The sequence below is a fragment of the Neobacillus drentensis genome, from assembly GCF_036965425.1.
Classification (GTDB): domain Bacteria; phylum Bacillota; class Bacilli; order Bacillales; family Cytobacillaceae; genus Neobacillus; species Neobacillus drentensis_F.
This window is the reverse complement of the sequence record NZ_JBALPP010000122.1, coordinates 13,292-37,546: the sequence shown is the minus strand read 5'-3', so window position 1 is coordinate 37,546 and position 24,255 is coordinate 13,292. Positions and strand designations below refer to the sequence as shown.

The 24,255-nt window shown below is 41.6% G+C and carries 19 protein-coding genes and 1 riboswitch; of the genes, 11 read left to right on the top strand and 8 right to left on the bottom strand.

Annotated features, from left to right (window positions below; all coding sequences use genetic code 11):
• The first annotated feature begins 74 nt into the window (after window positions 1-74).
• The 4 genes from V7161_RS25305 to V7161_RS25290 all read left to right on the top strand — a co-directional run bounded on the left by V7161_RS25305 (window position 75) and on the right by V7161_RS25290 (window position 5,075).
• Window positions 75-1,748, top strand: a complete 1,674-nt coding sequence (locus tag V7161_RS25305) for a ribonuclease J (protein WP_335715572.1) — start codon at window positions 75-77, stop codon at window positions 1,746-1,748.
• A gap of 199 nt (window positions 1,749-1,947) precedes the next feature.
• On the top strand, window positions 1,948-3,021 hold the full coding sequence (locus tag V7161_RS25300) for a BMP family lipoprotein (RefSeq protein ID WP_335715571.1): 1,074 nt from the start codon (window positions 1,948-1,950) through the stop codon (window positions 3,019-3,021).
• A 45-nt stretch (window positions 3,022-3,066) separates the two neighbouring features.
• Complete coding sequence (locus tag V7161_RS25295; protein WP_335715584.1) at window positions 3,067-4,158, top strand: carbohydrate kinase; 1,092 nt, start codon at window positions 3,067-3,069, stop codon at window positions 4,156-4,158.
• Between the two features lie 2 nt (window positions 4,159-4,160).
• Window positions 4,161-5,075 carry a pseudouridine-5'-phosphate glycosidase gene (locus V7161_RS25290; RefSeq protein WP_223594304.1) on the top strand — a complete coding sequence of 305 codons (915 nt, stop codon included), beginning with the start codon at window positions 4,161-4,163 and terminating at the stop codon, window positions 5,073-5,075.
• 32 nt (window positions 5,076-5,107) lie between these two features.
• On the opposite strand, the gene add is transcribed toward V7161_RS25290, so the two are convergent.
• A complete protein-coding gene (add, locus tag V7161_RS25285) occupies window positions 5,108-6,100 on the bottom strand; it encodes an adenosine deaminase (protein ID WP_335715570.1) in 993 nt (330 codons plus the stop codon).
• Window positions 6,101-6,158: 58 nt separating this feature from the next.
• A riboswitch (purine riboswitch) is annotated at window positions 6,159-6,258 on the bottom strand.
• Between the two features lie 117 nt (window positions 6,259-6,375).
• Here add and V7161_RS25280 point away from each other — a divergent pair.
• The 3 genes from V7161_RS25280 (at window position 6,376) to V7161_RS25270 (ending at window position 9,023) form a co-directional block, all read left to right on the top strand.
• On the top strand, window positions 6,376-7,083 hold the full coding sequence (locus V7161_RS25280) for a polysaccharide deacetylase family protein (protein WP_335715569.1): 708 nt from the start codon (window positions 6,376-6,378) through the stop codon (window positions 7,081-7,083).
• An 18-nt stretch (window positions 7,084-7,101) separates the two neighbouring features.
• Window positions 7,102-8,067 (top strand): LacI family DNA-binding transcriptional regulator, encoded by a 966-nt coding sequence (locus tag V7161_RS25275; protein WP_335715568.1) that lies wholly within the window; start codon window positions 7,102-7,104, stop codon window positions 8,065-8,067.
• A gap of 164 nt (window positions 8,068-8,231) precedes the next feature.
• A complete protein-coding gene (locus V7161_RS25270) occupies window positions 8,232-9,023 on the top strand; it encodes a Cof-type HAD-IIB family hydrolase (protein ID WP_335715567.1) in 792 nt (263 codons plus the stop codon).
• Window positions 9,024-9,054: 31 nt separating this feature from the next.
• Here V7161_RS25270 and V7161_RS25265 read toward each other — a convergent pair whose 3' ends face one another.
• Together V7161_RS25265 and V7161_RS25260 are read right to left on the bottom strand one after the other, a co-directional pair.
• Window positions 9,055-10,128, bottom strand: coding sequence for an LLM class flavin-dependent oxidoreductase (locus tag V7161_RS25265; RefSeq protein ID WP_335715583.1), 1,074 nt, complete (start codon window positions 10,126-10,128; stop codon window positions 9,055-9,057).
• Window positions 10,129-10,151: 23 nt separating this feature from the next.
• Window positions 10,152-10,997 (bottom strand): VOC family protein, encoded by an 846-nt coding sequence (locus V7161_RS25260; protein ID WP_335715566.1) that lies wholly within the window; start codon window positions 10,995-10,997, stop codon window positions 10,152-10,154.
• Window positions 10,998-11,219: 222 nt separating this feature from the next.
• Here V7161_RS25260 and V7161_RS25255 point away from each other — a divergent pair, with 222 nt between their 5' ends.
• A complete protein-coding gene (locus V7161_RS25255) occupies window positions 11,220-12,686 on the top strand; it encodes a M20 family peptidase (protein ID WP_335715565.1) in 1,467 nt (488 codons plus the stop codon).
• Window positions 12,687-12,790: 104 nt separating this feature from the next.
• On the opposite strand, the gene V7161_RS25250 is transcribed toward V7161_RS25255, so the two are convergent.
• Window positions 12,791-14,512 carry an alkaline phosphatase D family protein gene (locus tag V7161_RS25250; RefSeq protein ID WP_335715582.1) on the bottom strand — a complete coding sequence of 574 codons (1,722 nt, stop codon included), beginning with the start codon at window positions 14,510-14,512 and terminating at the stop codon, window positions 12,791-12,793.
• A 380-nt stretch (window positions 14,513-14,892) separates the two neighbouring features.
• Between V7161_RS25250 and V7161_RS25245 the strand changes: the two genes are divergently transcribed.
• Genes V7161_RS25245 through V7161_RS25235 form a run of 3 tightly spaced genes read left to right on the top strand, consistent with a single transcriptional unit; the run spans window position 14,893 to window position 17,948 of the window.
• Entirely contained in the window at window positions 14,893-16,236 is a 1,344-nt protein-coding gene (locus V7161_RS25245) for a UDP-glucose dehydrogenase family protein (RefSeq protein ID WP_335715564.1), read from the top strand.
• 12 nt (window positions 16,237-16,248) lie between these two features.
• Window positions 16,249-16,779, top strand: a complete 531-nt coding sequence (locus V7161_RS25240) for a phosphatase PAP2 family protein (protein WP_335715563.1) — start codon at window positions 16,249-16,251, stop codon at window positions 16,777-16,779.
• Window positions 16,780-16,802: 23 nt separating this feature from the next.
• Window positions 16,803-17,948 carry a glycosyltransferase family 4 protein gene (locus V7161_RS25235; protein ID WP_335715562.1) on the top strand — a complete coding sequence of 382 codons (1,146 nt, stop codon included), beginning with the start codon at window positions 16,803-16,805 and terminating at the stop codon, window positions 17,946-17,948.
• A gap of 71 nt (window positions 17,949-18,019) precedes the next feature.
• Here V7161_RS25235 and ebgA read toward each other — a convergent pair whose 3' ends face one another.
• From ebgA to V7161_RS25215, 4 genes are all read right to left on the bottom strand, one after another.
• Complete coding sequence (gene ebgA, locus V7161_RS25230; protein WP_335715561.1) at window positions 18,020-21,073, bottom strand: beta-galactosidase subunit alpha; 3,054 nt, start codon at window positions 21,071-21,073, stop codon at window positions 18,020-18,022.
• A gap of 19 nt (window positions 21,074-21,092) precedes the next feature.
• A complete protein-coding gene (locus V7161_RS25225) occupies window positions 21,093-21,911 on the bottom strand; it encodes a carbohydrate ABC transporter permease (protein ID WP_335715560.1) in 819 nt (272 codons plus the stop codon).
• Window positions 21,908-22,828, bottom strand: coding sequence for a carbohydrate ABC transporter permease (locus V7161_RS25220; RefSeq protein WP_335715559.1), 921 nt, complete (start codon window positions 22,826-22,828; stop codon window positions 21,908-21,910). The genes V7161_RS25225 and V7161_RS25220 overlap by 4 nt, the downstream gene beginning before the upstream one ends.
• A 77-nt stretch (window positions 22,829-22,905) precedes the next feature.
• The gene (locus V7161_RS25215) at window positions 22,906-24,201 is read right to left on the bottom strand and encodes an ABC transporter substrate-binding protein (protein ID WP_335715558.1); all 1,296 of its coding nucleotides are present in this window, start codon (window positions 24,199-24,201) and stop codon (window positions 22,906-22,908) included.
• Window positions 24,202-24,255: the final 54 nt, after the last annotated feature.

The following is a 24,255-nucleotide window of genomic DNA, read 5'->3' as shown; positions in this document are numbered from 1 at the left end:
AAAGAACTTCCTAAATAAAGAAATTCTATAAGGGGATACTAATGTTAATCAATGGGAATTAGGAGGGTATCAACTTGCAAAACAATGAAAACACATTATCCATTTTCGCCTTGGGCGGCATTAATGAAATCGGTAAAAACATGTACGTGGTTCAATATGGTGACGATATTATTGTCGTCGACTGCGGCGGTAAGTTTCCCGATGAAAGCTTGTTAGGTATCGATTTGATCATCCCTGATTTGACCTACTTAGAAGAGAATCAGGAAAAAATAAGAGCCTTAATTGTGACGCATGGTCACGAAGACCATATCGGCGGGGTCCCTTACTTTTTAAAAAAATTAAATGTACCCATTTATGCGACCCAATTTACTCTGGGTTTAATCGAATTAAAAGTGGATGAGCATCGCCTAAAAAGAGATACCAAACTGATTCCGATTGATTCGGAATCCAAGCTTGAGCTGGGGGAGATTGGAGTTTCCTTTTTCCGTGTCAGCCACAGTATTCCTGACTGCCTCGGGATTGTTTTTCATACCCCGGAAGGGAATGTCGTTCATACCGGTGACTTTAAATTTGATTTGACGCCCGCCAATAATCAATTCGCGGATATACATAAAATGGCCGATATTGGCAGTAAGGGAGTTTTAGCCTTAATATCGGAGAGCACTAATGCCGAGCGAACCGGACTATCCCCATCAGAACAAATGGTAGGCCACCATATGGAAGAGGCATTTATTGATGCGCCAGGAAAAATAATCGTATCGACCTTTGCCTCTAATGTGAACCGAGTTCAGCAAGTCGTGCAGGCAGCTATCAAAACAAACCGGAAGCTGGCACTTTTAGGCCGGAGCATGGTGAATGTGGTTTCCGTCGCCATTGAACGGGGATATCTCGATGTGCCGGAAGGAATGCTGATCGAGGCAATGGAGGTCGATCAACTGGCTCCTGAAAAGGTCGCGATTCTCTGTACCGGAAGTCAGGGGGAACCAATGGCCGCCCTTGCCCGCCTTGCTAGCGGCAACTATCGTGATGTAGCGATTTACCCTGGAGATACGGTTATTTTAGCAGCCTCACCGATACCCGGAAATGAAAAGGATGTTTCAAGGATCATCGACAACTTATTTCAACTGGGGGCGAAAGTGATTTATGGCTCTGGGAGTACCACCGGAATGCATGTTTCCGGGCATGGCTATCAGGAGGACTTGAAGCTGATGCTTACCTTTATGAAACCAACCTATTTTATTCCGATCCATGGTGAGTATCGAATGCTGCACCATCACCGTCTCCTCGCCGAAGCGATTGGAGTGGAGAAAGGAAATACCTTCATTATTAAAAATGGAGATGTCGTCGATATTGAAAACGGGGTGGCCAGGCAGACTAGGAGAATACCTGCTGGAGATACGTATGTAGACGGAATGGGTGTCGGTGATATTGGAGAAATTGTGCTTCGCGACCGAAGGCAGCTTTCTGAGGACGGAATGCTAGTAATTGTTGTAACAATCAGCAAAACAGACCGTAAAATTATTTCAGGTCCTGACACCATTACCCGCGGTTTCGTTTATGCGAGGAATTCCGATGAGCTCCTGAAAGAAGTGAATCGTCTTGTGAAGAAAACCGTCACCGACCTGCAGGAAGAAAACAGACATCAATGGAACGTCATGAAACAAAGCATCAAAAAATCCGTCGGACAATATCTATACAACCAAACAAAACGAAAACCAATGATCCTCCCCATCATCATCGAAATTTGATACGGTACCACCGTATAGCGGTGTCAGGCACCACCCGTGGACAAATGTCCACGGGTGGTGCCTGACACCTTTTTTGATTACAAATTGGTTGACCTTTCTTATGGTTCGAAGTATAATCTAAACATAAGTTTAACATTTAAACAAAAGTTTAAAACGTATTGCCGTATCATAAATCAATCATCCTAAGGGGGAACATAAATTGAAAAAACGTAAAGTTGGAATGGCATTATCACTTGTTCTTGCAGCCGGCACGCTATTAGGTGCTTGCGGTAAAAGTAATGATAGTAAAGGTAACGGGGCTGATAATAAAAAGACTTTCTCTGTAGGTATGGTAACTGACATCGGCGGTGTTGATGACAAATCCTTTAACCAATCTTCTTGGGAAGGTCTCAAAAATTTTGGTAAAGAAAATGGCTTAAAGAAAGGCAAGGGCGGCTATGATTACCTTCAATCCAAATCGGATGCCGATTATACAACAAACTTAAATACACTTGTCCGCCAAGGATTTGATTTAGTTTATGCGATCGGATTCTTAATGCCATCAGCGGTTGAGGAAATTGCTAAACAACAAAAAGATTCTAAATTTGCGATTGTCGATGCGGAAGTAAAGCTGCCAAACGTTGCAAGTATTTTATTTAAAGAGCAAGAAGCAGGATTCCTTGCGGGTATTGCAGCGGCTAAAACAACAAAATCGGATCATATCGGTTTTATCGGCGGGATGGAGATTCCTGTTGTCGAGCGCTTCGAAACTGGATTCTTAGCCGGAGTAAAAGCGGCTAAACCAGAGGTAAAAGTTGATGTTCAATATGCAGGAGCATTTGACAAGGCGGAGGTTGGACAAGCGATCGCTTCTAAAATGTATTCTTCTGGAGCGGACGTAATCTTCCACGCAGCAGGAGCATCGGGTGTCGGTCTATTCAAAGAAGCCAATGACCGCAAGAAAAAAGATCCGGGTAAAGACATTTGGGCCATTGGTGTAGACCGTGACCAAGCAGACATGGGTCAGGATGTTGTCCTTACCTCCGCTTTAAAACGTGTTGATGTAGCAGTTAAGGATCTTGCAACCAAAACAAAAGCTGGCAATTTCCCTGGTGGAGAAGTCGCGTTATACGGCTTAACAGAAGATGGCGTAGGCTTAGCACCAATCAATGCAAAAGCTGCTAACAAAGCTGAAATTGAAGCTGTAGTTAAAGAATGGATTGAAAAGATTAAGTCTGGTGAAGTAAAAGTTCCTGAAACACAGGAAGAATTAAAAGCCTTCAATCCAAAGTAATAGCTTATTTACAAGATAAATGGGGTGATTTCTGTGCCTGAAAGTATGACAGAAAAAGAACAAACGATTTTGGATTTAATACGCAAGAACCCCTATGTTTCACAGCAAGAGCTTGCCCAAATATTAGGATTATCCAGGCCTTCTATTGCCAATATTATTTCTGGATTAATTAAGAAAGGAAATATTTTAGGCAGAGCTTATATTTTAAATGAATCACAGCATGTAATTTGTATCGGCGGGGCTAATATTGACCGTAAATTCCACGTCAAAGAAAAAGCCCAGTTAGGTACCTCCAATCCGATTTATGCTACCCAAAATGCAGGCGGGGTTGCTCGGAACATCGCAGAAAACCTTGGACGGCTTGGGTTAGAAGTGTCACTTATCTCTACAAGCGGCGCCGATAAGGACTGGTCAATCATTGAGGAAGCATCCTCTCTTTACATGAACTTGGAAACGGTGACCCAATTCCCTGAAAAATCAACTGGCTCCTACACAGCCGTATTGGACTCGACCGGAGAATTAATTATTGCGTTAGCGGATATGGAAGTGTATGAAGCGATTACACCGGATCTGCTGCTTAAGCATGATGTCATCTTAAGTCGCTCGAAATGTATTATGGTCGATTTAAATTGTCCGAAAGAAGCGGTCCAATTCTTGTGTCATTTCGCTAAAAGCCATAACATTCCGATCGTATTAATTCCCGTTTCTTCTCCAAAGATGAATCGGTTACCTGATGATTTAGACGGTGTTACATGGCTTATTACGAACCGGGATGAATCAGAATCCTACTTCCATACGAAAATTAATAATGAAGAAGATTGGAAAAATGCTGTAGGAAAGTGGTTATCACTTGGGATAGACAACGTGGTCATAACGAATGGAAAAAAAGGATCAATGATTGGGAATAAAACTGAGGGGATTTTTCAGGTACCTTCTATTGAAACGAAGGAAATTGTCGACGTAACAGGGGCTGGAGACGCGTTTTCCTCCGCAGTAATTTTCTCCTGGTTAGAAGGTAAATCTTTAATTGAAATCGCCAAGGCTGGAAGCATTAATGCATCGAAAACACTGCAATCATCTTATACCGTAAGACAGGATTTATCCGCAGAAAAACTACAAAAAGACATGGAGGAATAGTCATGAAACAATATATTACATTATCTGAAGAAGTACGTGCTGCTAAGGAACAAGGAAAACCAATCGTTGCCCTGGAGTCTACGATTATCTCTCATGGTATGCCTTATCCACAGAATGTGCAAACTGCCCGCGAAGTGGAACAAATTGTCCGTGATCATGGAGCCGTACCAGCTACTATTGCGATTATCGATGGGAAAATTAAAATTGGTCTATCCGATGAAGAGCTTGAAATGTTCGGTAAAAGTTCAGATGTTGCCAAAGCATCACGACGTGATTTAGCCTATTTAATCGCGACAAAAAAACTTGGGGCTACAACGGTTGCCGCAACTATGATTTGCGCAGAAGCTGCAGGAATTAACATCTTCGTAACGGGCGGTATTGGCGGTGCGCACCGCGGTGCTGAGACTACGATGGATATCTCTGCAGACCTTGAAGAGCTTGGACAAACCAACGTAGCGGTTATTTGTGCAGGTGCCAAATCAATTCTAGATTTAGGGTTAACAATGGAATATCTTGAAACAAAAGGTGTGCCTGTTATTGGCTATCAAACTGATGTGCTCCCTGCTTTCTATACACGAAGTAGTGAATTCGCGCTAAACTTACGTGCTGATGATGTCGACACAATCGCCTCTACGTTAAAAGTAAAATGGGATTTAAACCTTAAAGGCGGAGCTGTTATCGCCAACCCAATTCCTGAAGAATTCGCTATGGATGAAAAAGTCATTAATGGTGTCATTGAAGCAGCCTTAAAAGAGGCTGAAGAAAAGCATATTTCTGGTAAAGATGTAACACCATTCTTACTAGGCAAAGTCAAAGACTTAACAGAAGGCAAAAGCTTGGATGCCAACATTGCTTTAGTGAAAAACAATGCCGTTGTCGGAGCTAAAATAGCAGTTAGTTTCAATGCAATGAAATAATTTATTTTGGGGAGCGGATCGCTCCCCATTTTTTATAGATACTTTCTGAGCTTTTCCTTTGTTTCTTGGTCTGCAAAGGATGCTTCAACACTGTTGATGTAGATTTGTTTATATTCCTCGTAATTAGCCTTAAATTCTTCGAAAACGATATTGCATTCATTCGCCATTGATGTATTGGAAACGGTTCTGTTGTCTGTATTTACGGTTACTTTGATGCCATCCTTGTGGAAATCATAGATGGGATGATCGCTATATTGATTCACTGCTTTTGTTTGGACATTGCTCGTCGGGCACATTTCCAGCACCACTTGTTTTTCCTTCACAACGTTATAGGCCGCCTCGCAGTCTCTGATAAAAACCCCATGGCCGATTCTTTCAGCACCTAAAAGCTCAACGGCTTCCAGCACATTTTCGCCGATTCCCGTTTCACCTGCATGAATGGTGACTCTGTAGCCATATTCTCTGGCAAGAGCGATTGGTTCCACGAATCTTCTAGAGAAACCAGCCTCTTCAGAAGCACATAAGTCGATCGCCACTACCCCATTACCAAGGAATTTCTTCCCCTTTTCAACGACTTCAAAAGCACTTTCCGGAGACATCGTTCTCATGCATGACAGGATTATATTTCCCTTAATATCGAATTGGGCTTCTGCATCCTTCATACCCTCCAACACACTTTGGATGATTTCTTCAACATCTAATCCCATTTTCGTATGAAGTAAAGGAGCAAACCGAACCTCCATGTATTTCACATTTTCCTTTGCCGCATCTTCAAACAGCTCAAACGTAATTCTTTTTAGATTATCCTTTGACTGCATAACAAGATTGGGGATTGCAAATTTCTCCAAATATTCATCGAGTGATTCACATTCCAATGGTGCAATGAGATCCCTTTGGAGTTTTTCCGCTTCAAAAGACGGAAGTTGTATACCCTCTTTCTTTGCAATATCAATAATTGTTTCTGGTCTAAGACTGCCATCTAAATGGCAATGCAGTTCTATTTTAGGTAATGTTTCGAAGTTCATTGTGGACCTCCTTAAATTTTTTAAAAATAAAAAAAATTCCTGATTACGAAGAAAATACAGTTACGTGTACCTTCTTCGTAATCAGGAATTATTGGTTCCTGGTAGAAACCTCCAAACCATATTATTGGAGTTATACGAAATTTTTTTCATCAATTTTTATAAAAGGATAATAGAATTTATTTTTATTGTCAAGCAGCTCACTCAAACAAGTATGTTTACTAGAGCATTCTGCTATAATTTTTATAACAATATTAAGAATAAGAAAGGCTGAATTTATGAAGAAAATAATACTCTCTTTCGGAGTAGCAATTTTTATTATTTTCCTATTATTATTTAGTACTTATAAATTAATGAATGCTAGAACATTCCAGCTATTCGGCGGCTTAACCAATCATGTGGAGACCAATCAAAAAGTGGTTGCCCTAACGTTTGATGATGGTCCTACCAAAAATGTTGAGCAAATCCTTCCCTTATTAAAAAAATACAATGCTAAGGCTACCTTTTTTCTAATTGGTAACGAGATCGAGAAAACTCCTGAAGAGGCCGAAAAAATCGTAAAAGCAGGCTACCAGGTTGGCAATCATACTTATTCCCATAATCGCATGGTCTTCAAATCGCCTTCTTATATAAAAGAGGAAATCGAAAAAACCGATAATTTAATTCGAGAGGCTGGATTCAAGGGAGAAATCGACTTTCGTCCGCCAAACGGAAAAAAATTATTCGGGCTTCCCTTTTACTTAAATAAACATAATCGAGATACGATTACTTGGAATCTTGAGCCGGATACCTACTACACCACTGCCTCTGATAAAGTGAAGTATGTAGAGGACCGTATCAAACCAGGTTCGATTATCCTCATGCATCCGATGTATGATAACACTGGCAGCGAGCTGGAAGCTATCGAAGGGATAATTAAGTCCCTAACGGAAAAGGGATATACGTTTGTAACCGTTAATGAACTTCAGGATATGGGAAGCAAATGATTTTAAAAAGGTGATACCATGACAAATATTAGAGATTTAGCAAAAATGGCCGGCGTATCTGTAACGACTGTATCCCGTGTGCTAAATAATCATCCATATGTGAGCGAGGAAAAACGGAACGCTGTTTTTGATGCCATCAAGCAAAGTAACTACCAGCAAAATATTAATGCCGTCCATTTAAGTATGGGTAAAACTTTCCTAATTGGCGTGGTAGTTCCTTTTATTGAGCATCCTTATTTTTACTTGCTTATAAAAGGAATGTCAGTTGAAGCCTTAGAAAACAACTATAAACTGGTTTTAATTCAGACGAACTACATGGAATCCAGAGAACTGGAAGCCATGCAAATGTTAAAACAAAAGCAAATCGATGCGTTAATTATTTGTTCAAGAAAGTGCGATTGGCAGACTGTCGAAGAATACCTGCCATATGGACCCATTATTTTATGTGAAGATACACGAGGGAAAAACGTCCCTTCCACCTTTGTGGATCATTACAAAACCTTCCTGTTTGCCTTCGACTATTTATTTCAAAAAGGGCATAGAAAAATTGGCTACTGTATTGGCCGGCGATCTGGTACAAATAGCAAACAGAGAGAAATGGCGTTTAAGGAATTTACAGCGAACCATCATTTACCTTATGAACCTGATTATATTTTTAATCATTGCCTTCATTTTGAAGATGGAGAACAAGTCATTCACCGAATAACACAAATGATTGATCCTCCTACTGCCTTATTGGTGACCAATGATGATGTCGCTGCCGGCATTGTCATGTGCGCCCAAAACCGAAACATTTCTATTCCTGGTGACCTTGCCATCATTGGCTTCAATAACCAGCCTATCGCGAAAATGATGAATATCACGACAATCGAGATCCCACTAGTGGATATTGGGAGAAAACTGTTTCAACAAGCGATAAGACAAAACAGCATGATTGTCTATGATGAAATACCCGTGAAATTAATTGAGCGTAAAACTGTTTAGACTTGGAGCCATAAATGGCTTCAAGTTTTTTTCTCATAAAACGCTTGACCTGAAACGCGTTTCATAAATTATTCTCTATTTGTAAGACATGCAACACCAAGCCGGCGTGATCAAGATTCCCTGAGCGTAACGGCGGTGTTGCATTTTCCACGGAGGTGTAAACAATGCAAAAACCAATTGTGTTTTTTGATATTGATGGAACATTATTAACTGAAGAAAAAACCATTCCCGATACCACAAAGAAAGCTGTTCGCTTGCTTCAGGAAAAAGGGATTCACACCGTTATTGCCACTGGGCGTGTGCCAAAGATGTTTTATTGGATCCAAAAGGAATTAAATATTGATTCCTATGTATCTATGAATGGACAATATGTAGTCTTTGAAGGGAAAGAAATTTACGCAAACCCAATTGATCCAAAAAGGCTGCAATCACTATCGGAAATGACTGAAAGCAACGGTCATGCATTGGCCTACTGCAGCCATAACGATTTTAAAGCAAGCGTTAAAAATCATCCGTTTATCGAGTCTGGTTTTGATGCTTTAATGATGTCCTATCCTGAGGTAAACCCCGAATTCTATAAACATACTTCCATTTATCAAGGACATCTATACTGCAAGGATAAGGATGAGAAATTGTATTTTGATCACTTCCCTGATCTTAGTTTCGTGAAATGGCATGATTGTGCTTACGATATACTCCCTAAAGGTGCATCAAAAGCAGTTGGCATCCGAAAAATGCTTGAAGTATTGGATATGAAGATTGAAGACAGTTTTGCCTTTGGGGATGGGTTGAACGATTTGGAGATGCTGACGGAGGCCGGAACGGGAATCGCCATGGGAAACGCTGTACCTGAAGCTAAGGCTGTCGCCGATATCATCACCACTTCCTCCTCTAATAATGGAATTCTCAATGGTCTTATTCAGGTTGGATTATTAGAAAGAGATCTTGTTTTATAAAATAATGAAAAGGGTACNNGTACCCTTTTCATTATTTTGCTCCAATTTCCCGGCGCACGACTGGCACTACTTTTGTGGCCAAAAGCTCGATACCTTTTGCCACTTTCTCAAAAGGAAGACCACCTATATCCATTTGGGCGATAAACCGTTTATGTCCAAATAACTCATATTGTCTGAGGACTTTTTCAATAATCTGCTGCGGACTTCCCACAAACAGCGCGGTTTCGGGACTGGCCAACTGTTCAAAATCAGCTCTCGACATGCTGGCGTCCCTGCCTAGTTGAAAATTGAAGTATTCCCAGTAGTTAGCGTAATAAGGAAAAAATTCATCTTTCGCCTGCTGCGTAGTTTCCGCTATATAGGTATGACCTGTCACACCAACCTTTAATACCTCAGGAGCATGACCTGCTTCACTTGCGGCCTGCCGGTATACATCGACTAAAGGCTTAAACCGAATTGGATCACCGCCGAGGATTGCTAATGCTAAGCCCGTTCCTAATCTGCCAGCCCGTGCAGCACTTTCAGGAGTCCCGCCAACACCAACCCATAATGGGATATTTTTTTGAGCTGGCCGGGGGGCAATTTCGGCATTATACAATGGTGACCGAAAACGTCCTTTCCATGTAACCCTTTCGTTTCCGCTTAACTCTTGAAACAATTTAATGTTTTCTTCAAACAAATCATCATAATTTTCAAGGTCATATCCGAAAAGTGGGAAGGACTCAATAAAAGCCCCACGCCCGGCCATAATTTCTGCCCGCCCATTAGACAAGAGATCGAGTGTTGCAAAATCTTCGAATAAACGAACGGGATCTACGGTACTTAATACTGTTGTCGTACTTATCAGTCTAATTCTTTTTGTAACTTGAGAAATAGCAGACAAGACCACCGGCGGTGCTGATACTGCATAGTCTAACCGGTGATGTTCACCAACACCGAATAAGTCGAGTCCTGCCTGATCAGCGATTTTTGCTGCTTCGATGATTTCTTCCAGACGCTTACCAGCACTGATTGTTTTACCTGTATGTGGGTCAGGACCTAAATCAGCTAATGTATAAATGCCAAATTCCATTCCAGTATGTTCGTCCTGTTGCTTAACGTCCATCATTTGTTATCCCCCAAAGTCTGTTAAATCACTAATCGAATTTGGTTTCCGGATGGATCACTTGTTACATAATAGTCAGCTTCTTTAGTAATTTGGACACCCAAATGCCTCAATTGGTTTATGGTATGCTCTCTAGTATATTCGTCTGGAAAAACAAGTGTGTACCAATTTAAACCGACACTGTTTTTCGGCGGAGCCTCTACACCTACCCCCTGCCACGTATTGATGGCTATATGGTGATGGTAGCCGCCAGTAGAAAGGAACGCAGCCTGTGGATAGTAGCTAACAACCTTAAATCCAAGGCCTTTTGTATAGAACTCTTCTGCCTTTTGCAAATCGCCTACGTGCAGGTGAATATGCCCCATAAGCGTCCCAGCAGGAAGGCCCTTCCATTCTGCATCGCTTTCGGCAAGGATTCCCTGCCCGTCAAGTTCTTCAGTAGCCATTGAGACGAGTCCGTTGTTCCAGGTCCACTCTGATGAAGGGCGGTCGCGGTAGACCTCAATCCCATTTCCGTCTGGATCATTCAAGTACAACGCTTCACTAACATAATGGTCTGCAGCTCCTAATGGGTAGCCGGTTTGGAGCAAGTGCCGTAAGAAAACCGATAAATCCGCACGGGATGGAAGCAAAATCGCAAAATGATACAGCCCGGATGTACGTCCTTCTTTTGGAATGACATTTGCAGGCTGTTCCAGCGTCAGTAAGGGGGTTTTCCCGTCAGTCGTTAGGACTGCTTTCCGCTCCGTTTTCTCCAAGACTTGAAAACCGATAATATTTTGATAAAAATTTAGTGAGTAATCTAAGTTTTTTACCTTAATATTGACCTCGCCAACATATATATTTGGTGATTGATGGAATTTCTCCATAATCTTCACACCTCTTCCTTTATTCTTTTTCATATGGTTATTTTTTCTTTTCCTTCATCATTCATTCAGTCTTAGTCATGTATTACACACTTTAATTATATCTCCCACTTATTTCAAATTCAAATATTTTCAATTCGAGACTTATCTTTATTTTTAATAAAATTCCTACTATTCTAAAAATATAGTAATATAAAGTAAAAGAGAAAATATGGGGAAATGACATTGAAAAAAAGAAAGCTGACATTCATTATAATTGGTGGTCTTATTTTATTATTCATAATTGTAACCGGTTTCAATACTTTTACTGTAAGATCGAAACAACCTACGCCACATCCTGCAAAAGCGACGATAAACCAAGATGAAGCGGTTCAACATTTATCAAAAGCGATCACATTTAAAACTGTTTCTTATCAAGACCGAAGTAAATTTGATTTTAAGGAGTTTGATAGATTTATTACTTTTTTACAAGAAAGTTTTCCAGAGGTTCATCAGAAGCTTTCGTTTGAAAAAGTAAATGGTTATGCACTAGTTTATAAATGGAAAGGTTCCGATGCTAGTAAAAATCCTATCGGCCTTACGAGCCATTATGATGTTGTCCCTGTATTAAAAGGAACAGAAGCCAACTGGGAGCAGGATCCCTTCAGCGGTGCAGTTGTTGACGGCCGAATTTGGGGACGGGGAACCTTAGATGACAAAATTGGTGTCATCGGCATTCTGCAGGCTATTGATTATCTATTAAAAGAGGGATATGAGCCCGACCGGGATATGTATTTTATGTTTGGCTTCGACGAAGAAATCGGCGGTGATGAAGGGGCAAGCAAAATCGTCGATTCTCTTAAGGCTAGAGGAATTACGTTTGAATATGTTTTAGACGAAGGCGGAGCAATTGTTGAAAACATGGTGCCAGGTGTGACTCAGCCAGTTGGTGTTGTAGGTATTTCTGAGAAGGGATCTGCAACGGCCGAATTATCGATTGAAGGCAGCGGCGGTCACTCCTCCCAGCCAAAGGATCACACCAATATCGGTAGAATAGCCAGTGCGATTGCTAAATTAGAGGATACCCAGTTTAAAGGCGACCTTAGAGGTTCTGGGGAAGACATGTTTGAATTCGTTGCTCCAGAAATGAGCTTCGGAATGAAATATGTTTTTGCCAACAAAGCGATTTTTGAGCCGGTTATTGAAAAAATTTTACTTGGCCAGCCTGCATCTGCCGCTTTAATTCGGACTACAATTGCTCCAACTATTTTTCAAGCTGGCGAGCAATACAATGCCTTGCCTGAAAAGGCCACTGCCATCATTAACCTTCGGCTAATGCCTGGGGATTCTTTGGACGAAGTAAAACGATTCATTGAAGACACGATTGAAGATGATGAGATAAAGGTAACAGTGACTGGGAGCGAAGCCTCAAAGGTATCCTCTGTTAACAGCTGGCAATTCAAGTCGATTCAGCAGGCGGCTAGAAATGTTTACAGTGATGCTGTTATTGCACCCTATTTAATGTTTGCTGGCTCTGATGCGCGTCAATATGATCCTGTCTCCAAAAATACCTACCGGTTCCTCCCTGTCCAAATTACCTCCGAGGACCTGAACCGGATGCATGGTACGAACGAACATGTTTCTATTGAAAATTACATCAATGCGATTAAGTTTTATGTGGAAGTGATTAGGGAAGGTAATAAAGAACTGTAAAGTAATTTTTGTTATGAAGGACACGAGCTTTTGTTTACAGCTGGCCGTGTCCTCTATCGCTATTATTGCAATCTCGGTTCTTCCCGTTTTGGGGTCCTGTGTCCTTAATGATTTGGAACTTTAGCTCCTTTTTTCTCTAACTGCTTTTGATGAGCACGGCTATGCGCTTTATTTCGATCCTCTTCCACTTCCGTTGAAAGCTGAATGCCCAAAGGAACTTTGGTAGTAGATACCTGCTTGAGTCCCTGCTCATCTTTTTCAAAAATAAACGAGGCTCTCGTTGAAACATCTGCTCCTGTCGTGGATACATACGGAACCACGCGGTAGTCTGCCTGCCAGCGCTCAGGTGTCACCCGGCAGCGAACGTAGCCACGATAATCGTTAAAGAATTTAATATGCGGGTTGAGGCCTAAAATTTTGTCGGTATCTGCCCGCTTATCGGCACCGTTCCCGCCTGAAGTAATAGAAGTTCCAACGAATTCAGCGCCAAAGATTCTTGAGTTCAAATCGTTAAAATCTTCTATTAAGTTAGATGCCCAGTTTGCATGAACATCACCCGTTAACACAATCATGTTATTTAACCTGTTGGCTTTGGCATAATCGAGCACATGCTGCCGTGCCGCCGGATAGCCATCCCATGCATCCATGCTGTATTTTGGTGAAGTGGCTGTTCCGTAATTGCGCTGTGCAAAGAAGATTTGCTGCGCCAGTACATTCCAGCCTGTGCTGGAGCTATCGAGTTTATTAAACAGCCACTCTTCTTGTTCCGCTCCCATTAAAGTCCTTTTCGGATCAAGAGATTCCGCAGTCTGCGGCGAGCTCGTATCTCCGTTTGCCTGGTCATCACGGTATTGGCGTGTATCCAGTACGAAGAAGGAAGCGAGATCGCCATATTCAAAATTGCGATAGATTTTCATATCTGCCCCATGCGGAAGTGACGACCTGCGAAGCGGCATATGTTCATAATAGGCTTGGTACGCTGCAGCTCTGCGGATAATAAATTCCTCAACCGATTGCCCTTTTTCAGGAATGACATTCGCATAATTGTTTTCCACCTCATGGTCATCCCAAGTAACAACCCATGGGAATGCCGCATGTGCCGCCTTTAAATGTTCATCAGAACGGTACTGTGCATATCGGTTTCGGTAATCCTCAATGGTCTTAATTTCAGGTCCGCTGTGGGTGCGGACATTTCCAGTTGATGCAACATATTCATTTGGTCCGTATTCATATATGTAATCGCCAAGGTGAAAGACAAGGTCAAGTTCCTCTTGAGCAAGGTGCTGGTAAGCAGTAAAGTATCCATGCTCAAATTGCTGGCAGGAAACAAAGGCAAAATTGAGATGTGAAACACTTGTCCCCGCTTTTGGAAGTGTTTTTGTTTTTCCAACAGGACTTAGTTCATTGCCACTTTTAAAACGGTAAAAGTACACTTGGTTTGCCTTCAGTCCACTCACTTCTACATGGATGGAGTGACCGAGCTCAGGGCGCGCAAGTTCTGTCCCCCTTTGAACGATATTACGAAAATATTGATCTGTAGCGATTTCCCATTTTACTGGAACACTATGCGGCGGCATCCCCCCGCCATTTAATGGATTCGGAGCGAGCCTTGTCCATAGCACCACGCCATCAGGCAGCGGATCGCCGGAAGCAACTCCAAGTGTAAAGGGATAGTCACTGAAGCTTGGGGCCGCATTTACCTCAAATCCTCCCATTGATTGAGCTATGGCTAATCCTAGGGAAATGCCGGCGATTTTGCTTGCTCCCTGTAAAAAACTGCGGCGGTCAATATTCTTTTGCAGACCTTCCGTATTAAAGTTCTTCATCCATTCATTCAAAGGTATTTCACGCAACATGTTTTATCCCCTCTCAGAATCAATTATTAATACGGTTTCCATTATAGAGGGGAAATTTTAAGCACATGTAAAGATTTGTAAAGCAAAGAGTCTTTGCCATTGCTAAAGTTAGGTATTTTTTAACAGTTCAAAAATTTATGAAACTGGATTATGCCGATTTTTATGTCATTCTATTACGCTGAACATAATGCTAAATTCCTAGTTTTCTTTATCATTTCTTCATAAAAATCGAACAAAACAATTTGATCCGTCCTTCTATACATAGACTTTACACTCTTTTAACACTAGGTTAAGAAAAAATCAATCATTAACTAATAAAATGGAATTATCAAACTCATTGGAGGGATTGGATGAAGATTACCGTTGCTGGAGCAGGATATGTAGGACTTGTCACAAGTGCAGGTTTAGCAGATATAGGACATAACGTAACATGCATAGACATTGAAAAAGACAAAATTGACATGCTTCAAAACGGCCGTTCTCCGATATATGAGCCTGGACTGGATTCACTCATTGAAAAAAATCTGCTTAACGGACATCTGCAATTTACCATGAACCCCGAGCAGGCCTATTCAGGAGCTGATATCATTTTCATTGCGGTCGGCACTCCTGAACAGCAGGATGGTTCAGTAGATTTAAAATACATTCATGTGGTTTCCCATACGATTGCTCATTATATCGATAAGGATGTAATTGTATGTACAAAAAGCACAGTCCCGGTTGGAACGAATGAGTTAATTAAACAAATTATTCACAGCCGCAAGTCTTCTGCTATTAAAGCCGAGGTGGTCGCAAGTCCTGAGTTTCTCCGCGAGGGATCTGCTGTCCTTGATTTTTTTCAAGGAGACCGGATTGTGATTGGTGCTGATGATCCTGATGCTGCATCGATTATGGAGCAAATTTATCTGCCATTGAAGATTCCCATAATGAAAACGGATATTCGAAGTGCAGAAATGATTAAGTACGCCTCTAATGCCTTTTTAGCTGCAAAAATAAGCTTTATCAATGAAATTGCTAATCTATGTGAAAAAGTTGGAGCCAATATCGAGGAAGTGGCATTTGGAATTGGTCAAGATAAACGGATCGGCCATGATTTTCTTAAGGCCGGCATTGGGTATGGGGGCTCTTGTTTTCCAAAAGATACGAGAGCGCTTGTGCAGCTCGCGGGAAATGCTAAGCATCAATTCGAATTGCTCGAGGCTGTCATAAAAGTAAATAACCGTCAACAAACCCTTCCAATTTTAAAAGCGAAGGAAATCCTTGGCTCGCTAAAAAATAAAAAAGTAGCCGTGCTAGGTTTAGCCTTTAAACCTGATACTGATGATGTTCGGGAGGCTGCTTCGTTGAAAATTATTAAAGAACTCCTTGAGGAGGGCGCTAATGTTAGAGCATATGACCCGATTGCAATCCCGAATGCTAAAAAGGTTTTAGGGGATAGCGTCGAATATGCATACAATATCCACTACGCTCTTTATGAAGCCGACATAGCTATGATTCTGACTGAGTGGGAACAAATAAAGCATGTACGGCTGAATATGTTTCAAACTTATATGAAAGAACCTATTGTTATTGATGGGAGAAATTGCTACTCACTTGAGGAAATACAAAAGTATCCGATAACGTATCTTTCGATTGGAAGACCTGATGTTTATAGAGATAGACCAAAAGATGAGTTACGTATTATTAATTTATAAGGGGAATTGGCGATGATGAGATGGATCAATGTGTTTTATGGCTTCGACTGCCGTGTGTTTCAAACGGTGAATCGACATTTTGATAAAAAGCTGTTAAATCTATTTTTCCGTGTAGTTACACATTTTGGCGGAGCTGACATTACCATCGCTGCAGCCTTCGTTCTCCTTTTCATCTCACGAGGGGAAACTAGATTGATTGCCATTGCCAGCGCTCTCGCTTTATCGGCCAGCCATATTCCTGTACAGCTTGCTAAGCGGCTGCTGCCAAGAAAAAGACCCTATTTGATAATAGAAAAAACAAAGTTCCCAGCCAATCCATTACAGGATCATTCTTTCCCTTCGGGACATACAACGGCGTTCTTTTCCGTTGTGACCCCTTATATATTATTCCTGCCGCAGCTTTCTTTTTTCCTCATCCCTCTAGGACTGTGTGTTGGAATTTCAAGAATTTATTTAGGTCTCCACTATCCTTCTGATGTTCTTGCAGGCGGGATTCTTGGAATCGGCACGGGAATTTTATGCTTCTGTTTATTATGGTTCTGAAAGATTCGGTGAGGAGGGATTTTATGAAGATTGCTATTTTCACTGATACCTTTTATCCCGATGTCAACGGGGTTGCCAGGACGCTTAAGCGGCTGACGGATTATTTTGAAACGAAGGGGATTACTTTTAAAATCTTTGCACCTGATTCAAACGGCAGGGAGTTGGTCTCTAACAATATACATCACTTAAGAAGCCTCTCCTTTTTCCTTTATCCTGAATGCCGTTTCGCTTTGCCAAATCCATTTTCCCTCAAATCAGAATTACAACGTTTTTCGCCAGATTTAATTCATGTGGCTACTCCGTTTAGTGCCGGGCTCTGCGGCATCTATTATGCCAAAAAATTAAATATCCCCCTCGTTGGTTCCTATCACACCAATTTCGATGATTATTTGAAATACTATGACCTTCAATTTCTTACCACTATCGTCTGGAAATATCTGCATTGGTTTCATCGATCATGTGAAAAGCTTTTCGTTCCCTCTAGTGAAACATTAAGGCTGCTCAAGCACCATGGATTTTCAAACTTAGAAATATGGCCCCGCGGCGTGGATTGCCAGCTTTTCCATCCTCATTATAATAAAACTGCGGTTTATAAGCGTTACGGCCTAGATCAAAAATACCTGCTGACTTTTGTTGGAAGATTGGCCCCTGAGAAAGATATCGAAACACTTCTTGCTATTGCAAATTCAATGCCTGCTGACTTCAATGAAAAAATACATTGGCTGATTGTCGGGGATGGTCCGTTACGCGAGGAGATGGAGGCTCGTCAAACATCCACCAACATGACGTTTACGGGATACCTAAGCGGAAGTCGTTTAGCTGAAGTCTACTCAGCTTCCGATTTATTTGTATTTCCATCTCCTACGGAAACCTTCGGAAATGTTGTTCTTGAAGCGCTCGCAAGTGGAACCCCCGTAATCGGGGCGAATGCTGGGGGTGTGAAGAACATTATTCAAACTGGGGTTACTGGCCATCTATGCCCCGCGGGAAATGTGGAGGAATTCAAAAAATCCATAATCCATCTATTAATAAATAACGAACTAAGGAAACAAATGGGGATTGAAGGAAGAAACTACGCCCTAAAACAAAGTTGGAATCAAATATTCGAAAACCTAACCATCCACTACACCAAAACACTCAACGAACATAACCAACAAAAATATGCCTGAAAAGTGAGTAATGGTGTCAGGCACCACTCGTGGACAAATGTCCACAGGTGGTGTACACCATTTAAATCCTATCAAGATTCGCGCCCTAGTTCTATTGCGGTTCCTTTTTCACTGTTGAAGTGGGAAATCCGGAATGCAAGGGTGAAGTCTTCGAATTTGCAGCGGTATTTTTCTAGTTGGTTTTGGCCGCAGGAGTTGCTGCCGAGTCCATTTTGTTTGTAGTCCAAGTTCAAAACAAGATAATCTCTAGGCTTTAAATCGATCGTGTGCTTTGCTTTCTCAAGGTCACCAATTTCAAAATAAGAAGCACTAAAGTTGAACGTTTCATCTGCGATAAAAATGAGCCCATTTTTTTCTTGATCCGTAAAGCTTACCCAGTCACAATCTGAACGGTTGCCGTTTTCTTGCGGCTTTACATAATTAGTGAACAACCCATCGACAGATGAACTGAAAACCCCTAAATGGTTTGCCTCCTTTGAATCCGGATAACTCTCACCTGGGCCCCTCCCGCGCCATTGTGTTTCAACAAAATCACGATTTAGATGCATATGCACACCCAAACGCGGGATCATGACTGGAGCATTTTCCTTCAGACCGGAGGCAGCCCCATTAATACGGCAAACAATATCGCCGTCAGGATAAATACTGTAATGATATTGAATTTGATAATACCAAGAGCTGTTTGTAGTACCGTAAAGGGCATCCGTATGCCACTCAAATACCCCGTCTTTCCATTCATATCGGATATCCTCAACGATTTCATGGCCTAAGTGCATAAAATATTTCTGGCGGTACCCATCCAGAAGATACATATCATTATCAATTGGCGCCCGCCAAAAATTAAACTGCGGTCCCTTTTCAATCTCTACCACACCATTACGGATCACTTTTTTTAATGTTCCTTTGACACAATCAAATGTTACCGTAAAGTCGGAACCGCTGACATTTAGAAAGGCGCCTTCCTTTATAATCTGAAGCTCTCCATCTAAATGCACTTTAGGTATTTTCGCTTTCCCTGGAAGCACGAAGGAAGCATTTGCTAATTCGTGTCCCTTGGCTGCCCATGGTGTAACCTGATTTAGTTTATATGAAAATACTAAATAATACTGGGCACCACTGATTTTCTCCATATCCTTACCCGCAGTCAGCTGAATCTGTGCTGTTTCACGCCCAGCCAGCCTCGGAAGCTCTACTAGAAAGCTTTCTAATAACCTATCATCCTCATACAGTGAACAAGTTAATTCCAAATGATCTAATGAGAGAAAATCATATCGATTAATGAGACGAAACACACCATTTTCTATATCGATACATTCCGTTTGAACAGGCTCAATCACCTTTTTATATTCAAATAAACTAGGTGATGGCGTTCCATCAGGCATAATCAATCCATCAATACAAAAGTTGCCATTCGTCGGATCATCGCCAAAATCTCCGCCATACTTGTAGTAAACCGAACCATCCTCCGCCACAGTTTCAATTCCGTGATCAAACCATTCCCAAATAAATCCGCCCTGGAGTTTATCATATTTATAAAATAAATCCTGATATTCTTTCAGATTGCCAGGTCCATTTCCCATCGCATGGGCGTACTCACAGAGAATATGCGGTTTTGTTGATTTTTCAATCACCTGATCCATCGTCAGCCTTTCCTTAAAAGGCTCGAGCCACGTATACATCGTGCTGTATACATCAGTCACTTCTGCCTCAAAATCTCCTTCATAATGGACAAGCCGGGTCGGATCCATTTCCTTTGCCCGTTTGGCCATCGTACGGAAGTTACAGCCAAATGAGGATTCATTGCCAAGCGACCACATAATAATACACGGATGATTTTTATCACGTTGAATCATCCTCTCAAGCCTTGAAACATAAGCCGTTTCCCAAGCTGGGTCATCACTGATCCAATCATATTTTTTAGTTAATTCAAAGCCGTGGCATTCTAAATCCGTTTCATCAATGACATACATGCCATAAAAATCGCAAAGGTCATAAAGATAAGAAGCATTTGGGTAGTGTGCTGTACGGATGGCGTTAATATTGTTCTTCTTCATCGTCTGGATGTCCCGCTCAATCTCCTCTTTCGTCACCACACGCCCGGTCTTTGGATTATAGTCATGACGGTTTACACCCTTTAGCTTGATCGCCACCCCATTGACGAGGAATGTATCACCGGCCATCACAATCGAGCGGAATCCTACAGACTGGTGTATCACTTCTATTATTTTTCCATCTGCCTTGACTGTCATATAAAGATAATAGAGAACAGGCTGCTCCGCACTCCACTTTAAAGGTGCAATAATATTTTTACTTAAAGGTTCATCCGCCCTTTTTTCCTCAATAAAAACTTGATTTCCTTCCGGGTCAATTAATTCATAAACAATGGTTTGCTCCCGCAGTTCAGTCAATCGAACGGACACCGATAGGGCTGCATCCTCCCATTCACGATCAAACTCCGTTTTTACGGTATAGTCATAGAGTCCGAGAATTGGTCTAGAATACAATTCAACATCCCTGAAAATTCCACTTAACCACCACATATCCTGGTCCTCTAAATACGTCCCATCTGACCACTGGAATACCCTTACAGTCAAGGAGTTCGCGCCTTCACGGCATAATTCAGAAATATCAAATTCAGATTGAATCCGTGCACCTTTACTGTAGCCGGCGAATTCCCCGTTGACATACAATTCGAAGGCAGAATCAACGCCATTAAAGCGAAGGATCAATTGCTCTGTGCAAAAGCTGCGGTCCAACATAAATTCGCGCCGATATATCCCTGTCGGATTTTCAGTAGGAACACGTGGCGGGATGATCGGAAAGTTATACCACAAATCCGAATAATGCATGTTTCCGTACCCCTGCAGCTGCCAGTTCCCAGGAACTGTAATATCATCCCATTCCTTGAGGTCAAAATCATCTCGATAAAAGCCATCCGGCCCATATTCCGGTGCTTCTAGGAAAAGAAACTTCCACGTTCCATTTAGATTTTGATAATAGTGGCTTTGTCTTGCATCACCCGTTTCCGCTGCTGAGCGAGTCGGATAACTTACATAATGAGCGCGGGCGCTCAAACGGTTAATCCCGTCTGTTTGAATGTCTTCCCATCTTTTTACTTTTTTCATAAGTATCACACCTTGATAGTTATTCTTTTACCGATCCGCCTAAAATCCCGGAGATAAAATGCCTTTGCAAGAGTAAGAAAAAGATCATAATCGGGATTGTCGATAAAGTGGTTCCAAGCATGAGCTGCCCATAATCAATCCGCGCCATTCCAATTAAGCTCGATAACGCGACAGGCAGGGTAAACATTTCTTTTGAATTCATCGTAATAAGCGGCCAAAGCAAGCTATTCCATTGGGACATAAACAGAAAAATAGAAACAGCTGCGAGCGCTGGTCTTGTTACTGGGAGTATAACTGTAAAGAATATTCGTAATTCCCCTGCCCCATCCACTCTCGAGGCCTCAATAATTGAGTCTGGCACAGCCTTCATATTTTGCCTCATTAAATAAATCGCAAAGGGGGAAGCAAGCGTCGGCAATATTATCGCTTGATACGTATTCAGCCAATTAAAGGAGACCATCATTTCAAACAATGGAATCAACGTTACCTGGGATGGAATCATTAACGTACATAGAATAATGAAAAAGAATACCTTCTTCCCCTTAAATTGAAATTTGGCAAAAGCATAGCCAGCCATCGCGCTAATCAGCGTACTGACGAATGTATAAACAAGGGCAATAAATAAGGAATTCCAGAAAATTTTCGCAATCCCTAATGACTCATTCAGGGATTGAAAATTTTTCGCCAGGTAATCCCCTGGGAGCAGCTTTGGCGGAAGATGAAAAATATCACCTGACGGTAAAGTCGAACCGACCAGCATCCAATAGAAAGGTCCAATCGATAAGATGACCCCTACAAGCAATAAACTATAGATCCCAATTTTTCTAGTAGTGATCATTCCTCATCACCTACCAGCTTCATTTGAATCCAGGAAACGATGGCCGTAATGATAACGAGAACATAGGCAATCGCGGACGCATAACCAAAATCGAAAAACTTAAAGCCTGTTTCATATAGATAGAGCGTAATCGTCATCGTGGCGGCGTTTGGACCACCATTGGTCAAAATAAACGGCTCATCAAATAGCTGCAGCGTTCCGATGGTGGACATCACAACAGTAAAAATAAACACCGGCTTCAATTGCGGAATCGTAATCATGAAAAATTGCTTCACTTTTCCTGCTCCATCAATACTCGCTGCCTCATATAAATCAGCCGGGATATTTTGCAAGCCCGCTAAAAAAATCACCATGTTATATCCAGTCCATCTCCAGGTCATGACGAGAATAACTGAGACCTTTGCCCAAAATGGAGTATTTAACCAAGAAATGGCATCCAATCCTAGGAATGATAAGAAATAGTTAACAAGCCCGAAATGCTCATCTAATAGAATCATGAAGACAATCGAGGCGGCTGCTAGCGCTGTAATTGCAGGCATGAAATAAGAGATTCGAAAAAAAGCCTTGCCTCTTAACATCGAAGAATGGAGCCCCACCGCGATTAATAATGAGAAAAAGAGCATGATTGGGACTTGGACGATCAAAATCTGAAAGGTATTTAATAGAGATTTATAGAATATGGGATCATGAAATAAGCGAGAATAATTAGCTAATCCCACAAATGACTTCTGGACACCACGAACCTCTTGAAAGCTTAAAACAAACGAAGAGATAACCGGATAGACAGTGAAAATCAAAATTAATAGAAATGCCGGCCCAATAAAGAAATAGGGAGCATTTTTTGGAGTTAATACATTTTTTCTCGTTTTGACTTGAAGGTTTGCCGTGGTATTTACCACCTTTTCTGTTTGATCCAAACGAGCCACCTCCCTAACTTAGGTAAAATGAGAGAGCTGAGAGGAGTGGGAACACCGCCTCTCAGCTCTCCTTAGAATTATTTTTTGACCTCATTTTCTAATTGTTTTTGTGCATCCTTTAAACCAGACTCTACCGATTTATTTTCAAGTAGAATGGCTGCTTGGGCATTACTTGTTAGGGCACTTGCTTTTGCTAAGTGTTCATTTACGTTGATTTTTGGGACTTGATCGACAATATCGGCAAATTTTTTGAAAATCGGGCTATTATGAAAGTACTCGTTATTAGCTGTAAATTGTGGTGCACTATAGGTTTCCTTCAAGGAAGGGAAAAGTCCATATTTTTCAAAACCTAATAGTTGTGATGCTTGATCGGTCGTAAAAAATTCGACGAAGGCATAGGCTGCTGATTGATTTTTGCTTGTTGAAGGAACCAACAAGGACGAACCACCGACATTCGCATATCTCGTACCGCCCTTTTCAAAGCTTGGTAAATAGAAGACATCCCATTTCCCCTTTAAATCTGGAGCCTGGTCCATAATCGAACCCGCATACCAAACACCATAAGGAACAGTGGCGACACTTCCATTTACAGTGGCGGTCACAATCCCATCCCAGCCTTTATTATTCAGGATTAGACCAGCATCATGAAGCTTTTTGATGACCCCCATTGCCCTGATGGCTTCCTTGGACCCGAGGGTAATTTTCCCGTCCTTATCAAAATACGAGAGCCCTTGCTGCTGCATCATCATTTGGAAAACACCGTCATAATTCGGGATATCAATCGGAAGAAGCTGAGCACCCGTTGCGGCTTTAATTTTCTTACCTGCTTCAATGTAATCATCCCAAGTTTGGATGGAATTAGGGTCCACATTGGCCTTTTCAAAGTAGTCTACTCGGTAAAACACACCTGCCGGCCCAATATCCCATGGAGCCGCAATGAAATCTCCATCTTTATTCTGAACCGCCGCTACTTTTGCTGGATTGAATGAATCCTTGTATTTGTCATACCCAAGCTTGTTTAATTTTAAAAATCCTTCAGGAAACTGGTGCAGGTAGCCTGGGATTCGTTCATCCTCCATCAACACCACATCTGGAAGTCCGGACCCTCGTGCCGCCAGACCAACCGTTAACTTGTCATAAAGGTCAGAGCTATTAAAATCCTCTACCTTCACTTTTACGTCCGGATATTTTTTCTGAAAGTCCTTTACCGCTGCTTTCATCGTGGCTGCCGCAACGTCCCATCCCCATACTGTAATAGTTCCAGCTGGATTTTTGGAATCCCCTGATTTTCCTTCATTCCCTGCTGTTTTATTGGAGCAGGCGGATAACAATAACAACAGCAAGACAAGCATCATCGACATGTACTTTTTCATTTTATAGCCCCCTATTTTTTAGGCTCTATTAAACTTAGTTGTTGATTTGCGCTC

Excerpts from the sequence above, each read along its gene's own strand:
- V7161_RS25240 (WP_335715563.1), top strand. The coding sequence starts at position 16,249 with ATGATGAGATGGATCAATGTGTTTTATGGCTTCGACTGCCGTGTGTTT.
- V7161_RS25260 (WP_335715566.1), bottom strand. The coding sequence starts at position 10,997 with ATGGAGAAATTCCATCAATCACCAAATATATATGTTGGCGAGGTCAAT.
- V7161_RS25265 (WP_335715583.1), bottom strand. The coding sequence starts at position 10,128 with ATGGACGTTAAGCAACAGGACGAACATACTGGAATGGAATTTGGCATT.
- V7161_RS25215 (WP_335715558.1), bottom strand. The coding sequence starts at position 24,201 with ATGAAAAAGTACATGTCGATGATGCTTGTCTTGCTGTTGTTATTGTTA.
- V7161_RS25290 (WP_223594304.1), top strand. The coding sequence starts at position 4,161 with ATGAAACAATATATTACATTATCTGAAGAAGTACGTGCTGCTAAGGAA.
- V7161_RS25245 (WP_335715564.1), top strand. The coding sequence starts at position 14,893 with ATGAAGATTACCGTTGCTGGAGCAGGATATGTAGGACTTGTCACAAGT.
- V7161_RS25250 (WP_335715582.1), bottom strand. The coding sequence starts at position 14,512 with ATGAAGAACTTTAATACGGAAGGTCTGCAAAAGAATATTGACCGCCGC.
- V7161_RS25225 (WP_335715560.1), bottom strand. The coding sequence starts at position 21,911 with ATGATCACTACTAGAAAAATTGGGATCTATAGTTTATTGCTTGTAGGG.
- V7161_RS25235 (WP_335715562.1), top strand. The coding sequence starts at position 16,803 with ATGAAGATTGCTATTTTCACTGATACCTTTTATCCCGATGTCAACGGG.
- ebgA (WP_335715561.1), bottom strand. The coding sequence starts at position 21,073 with ATGAAAAAAGTAAAAAGATGGGAAGACATTCAAACAGACGGGATTAAC.
- V7161_RS25280 (WP_335715569.1), top strand. The coding sequence starts at position 6,376 with ATGAAGAAAATAATACTCTCTTTCGGAGTAGCAATTTTTATTATTTTC.
- V7161_RS25275 (WP_335715568.1), top strand. The coding sequence starts at position 7,102 with ATGACAAATATTAGAGATTTAGCAAAAATGGCCGGCGTATCTGTAACG.
- V7161_RS25270 (WP_335715567.1), top strand. The coding sequence starts at position 8,232 with ATGCAAAAACCAATTGTGTTTTTTGATATTGATGGAACATTATTAACT.
- add (WP_335715570.1), bottom strand. The coding sequence starts at position 6,100 with ATGAACTTCGAAACATTACCTAAAATAGAACTGCATTGCCATTTAGAT.
- V7161_RS25295 (WP_335715584.1), top strand. The coding sequence starts at position 3,067 with ATGACAGAAAAAGAACAAACGATTTTGGATTTAATACGCAAGAACCCC.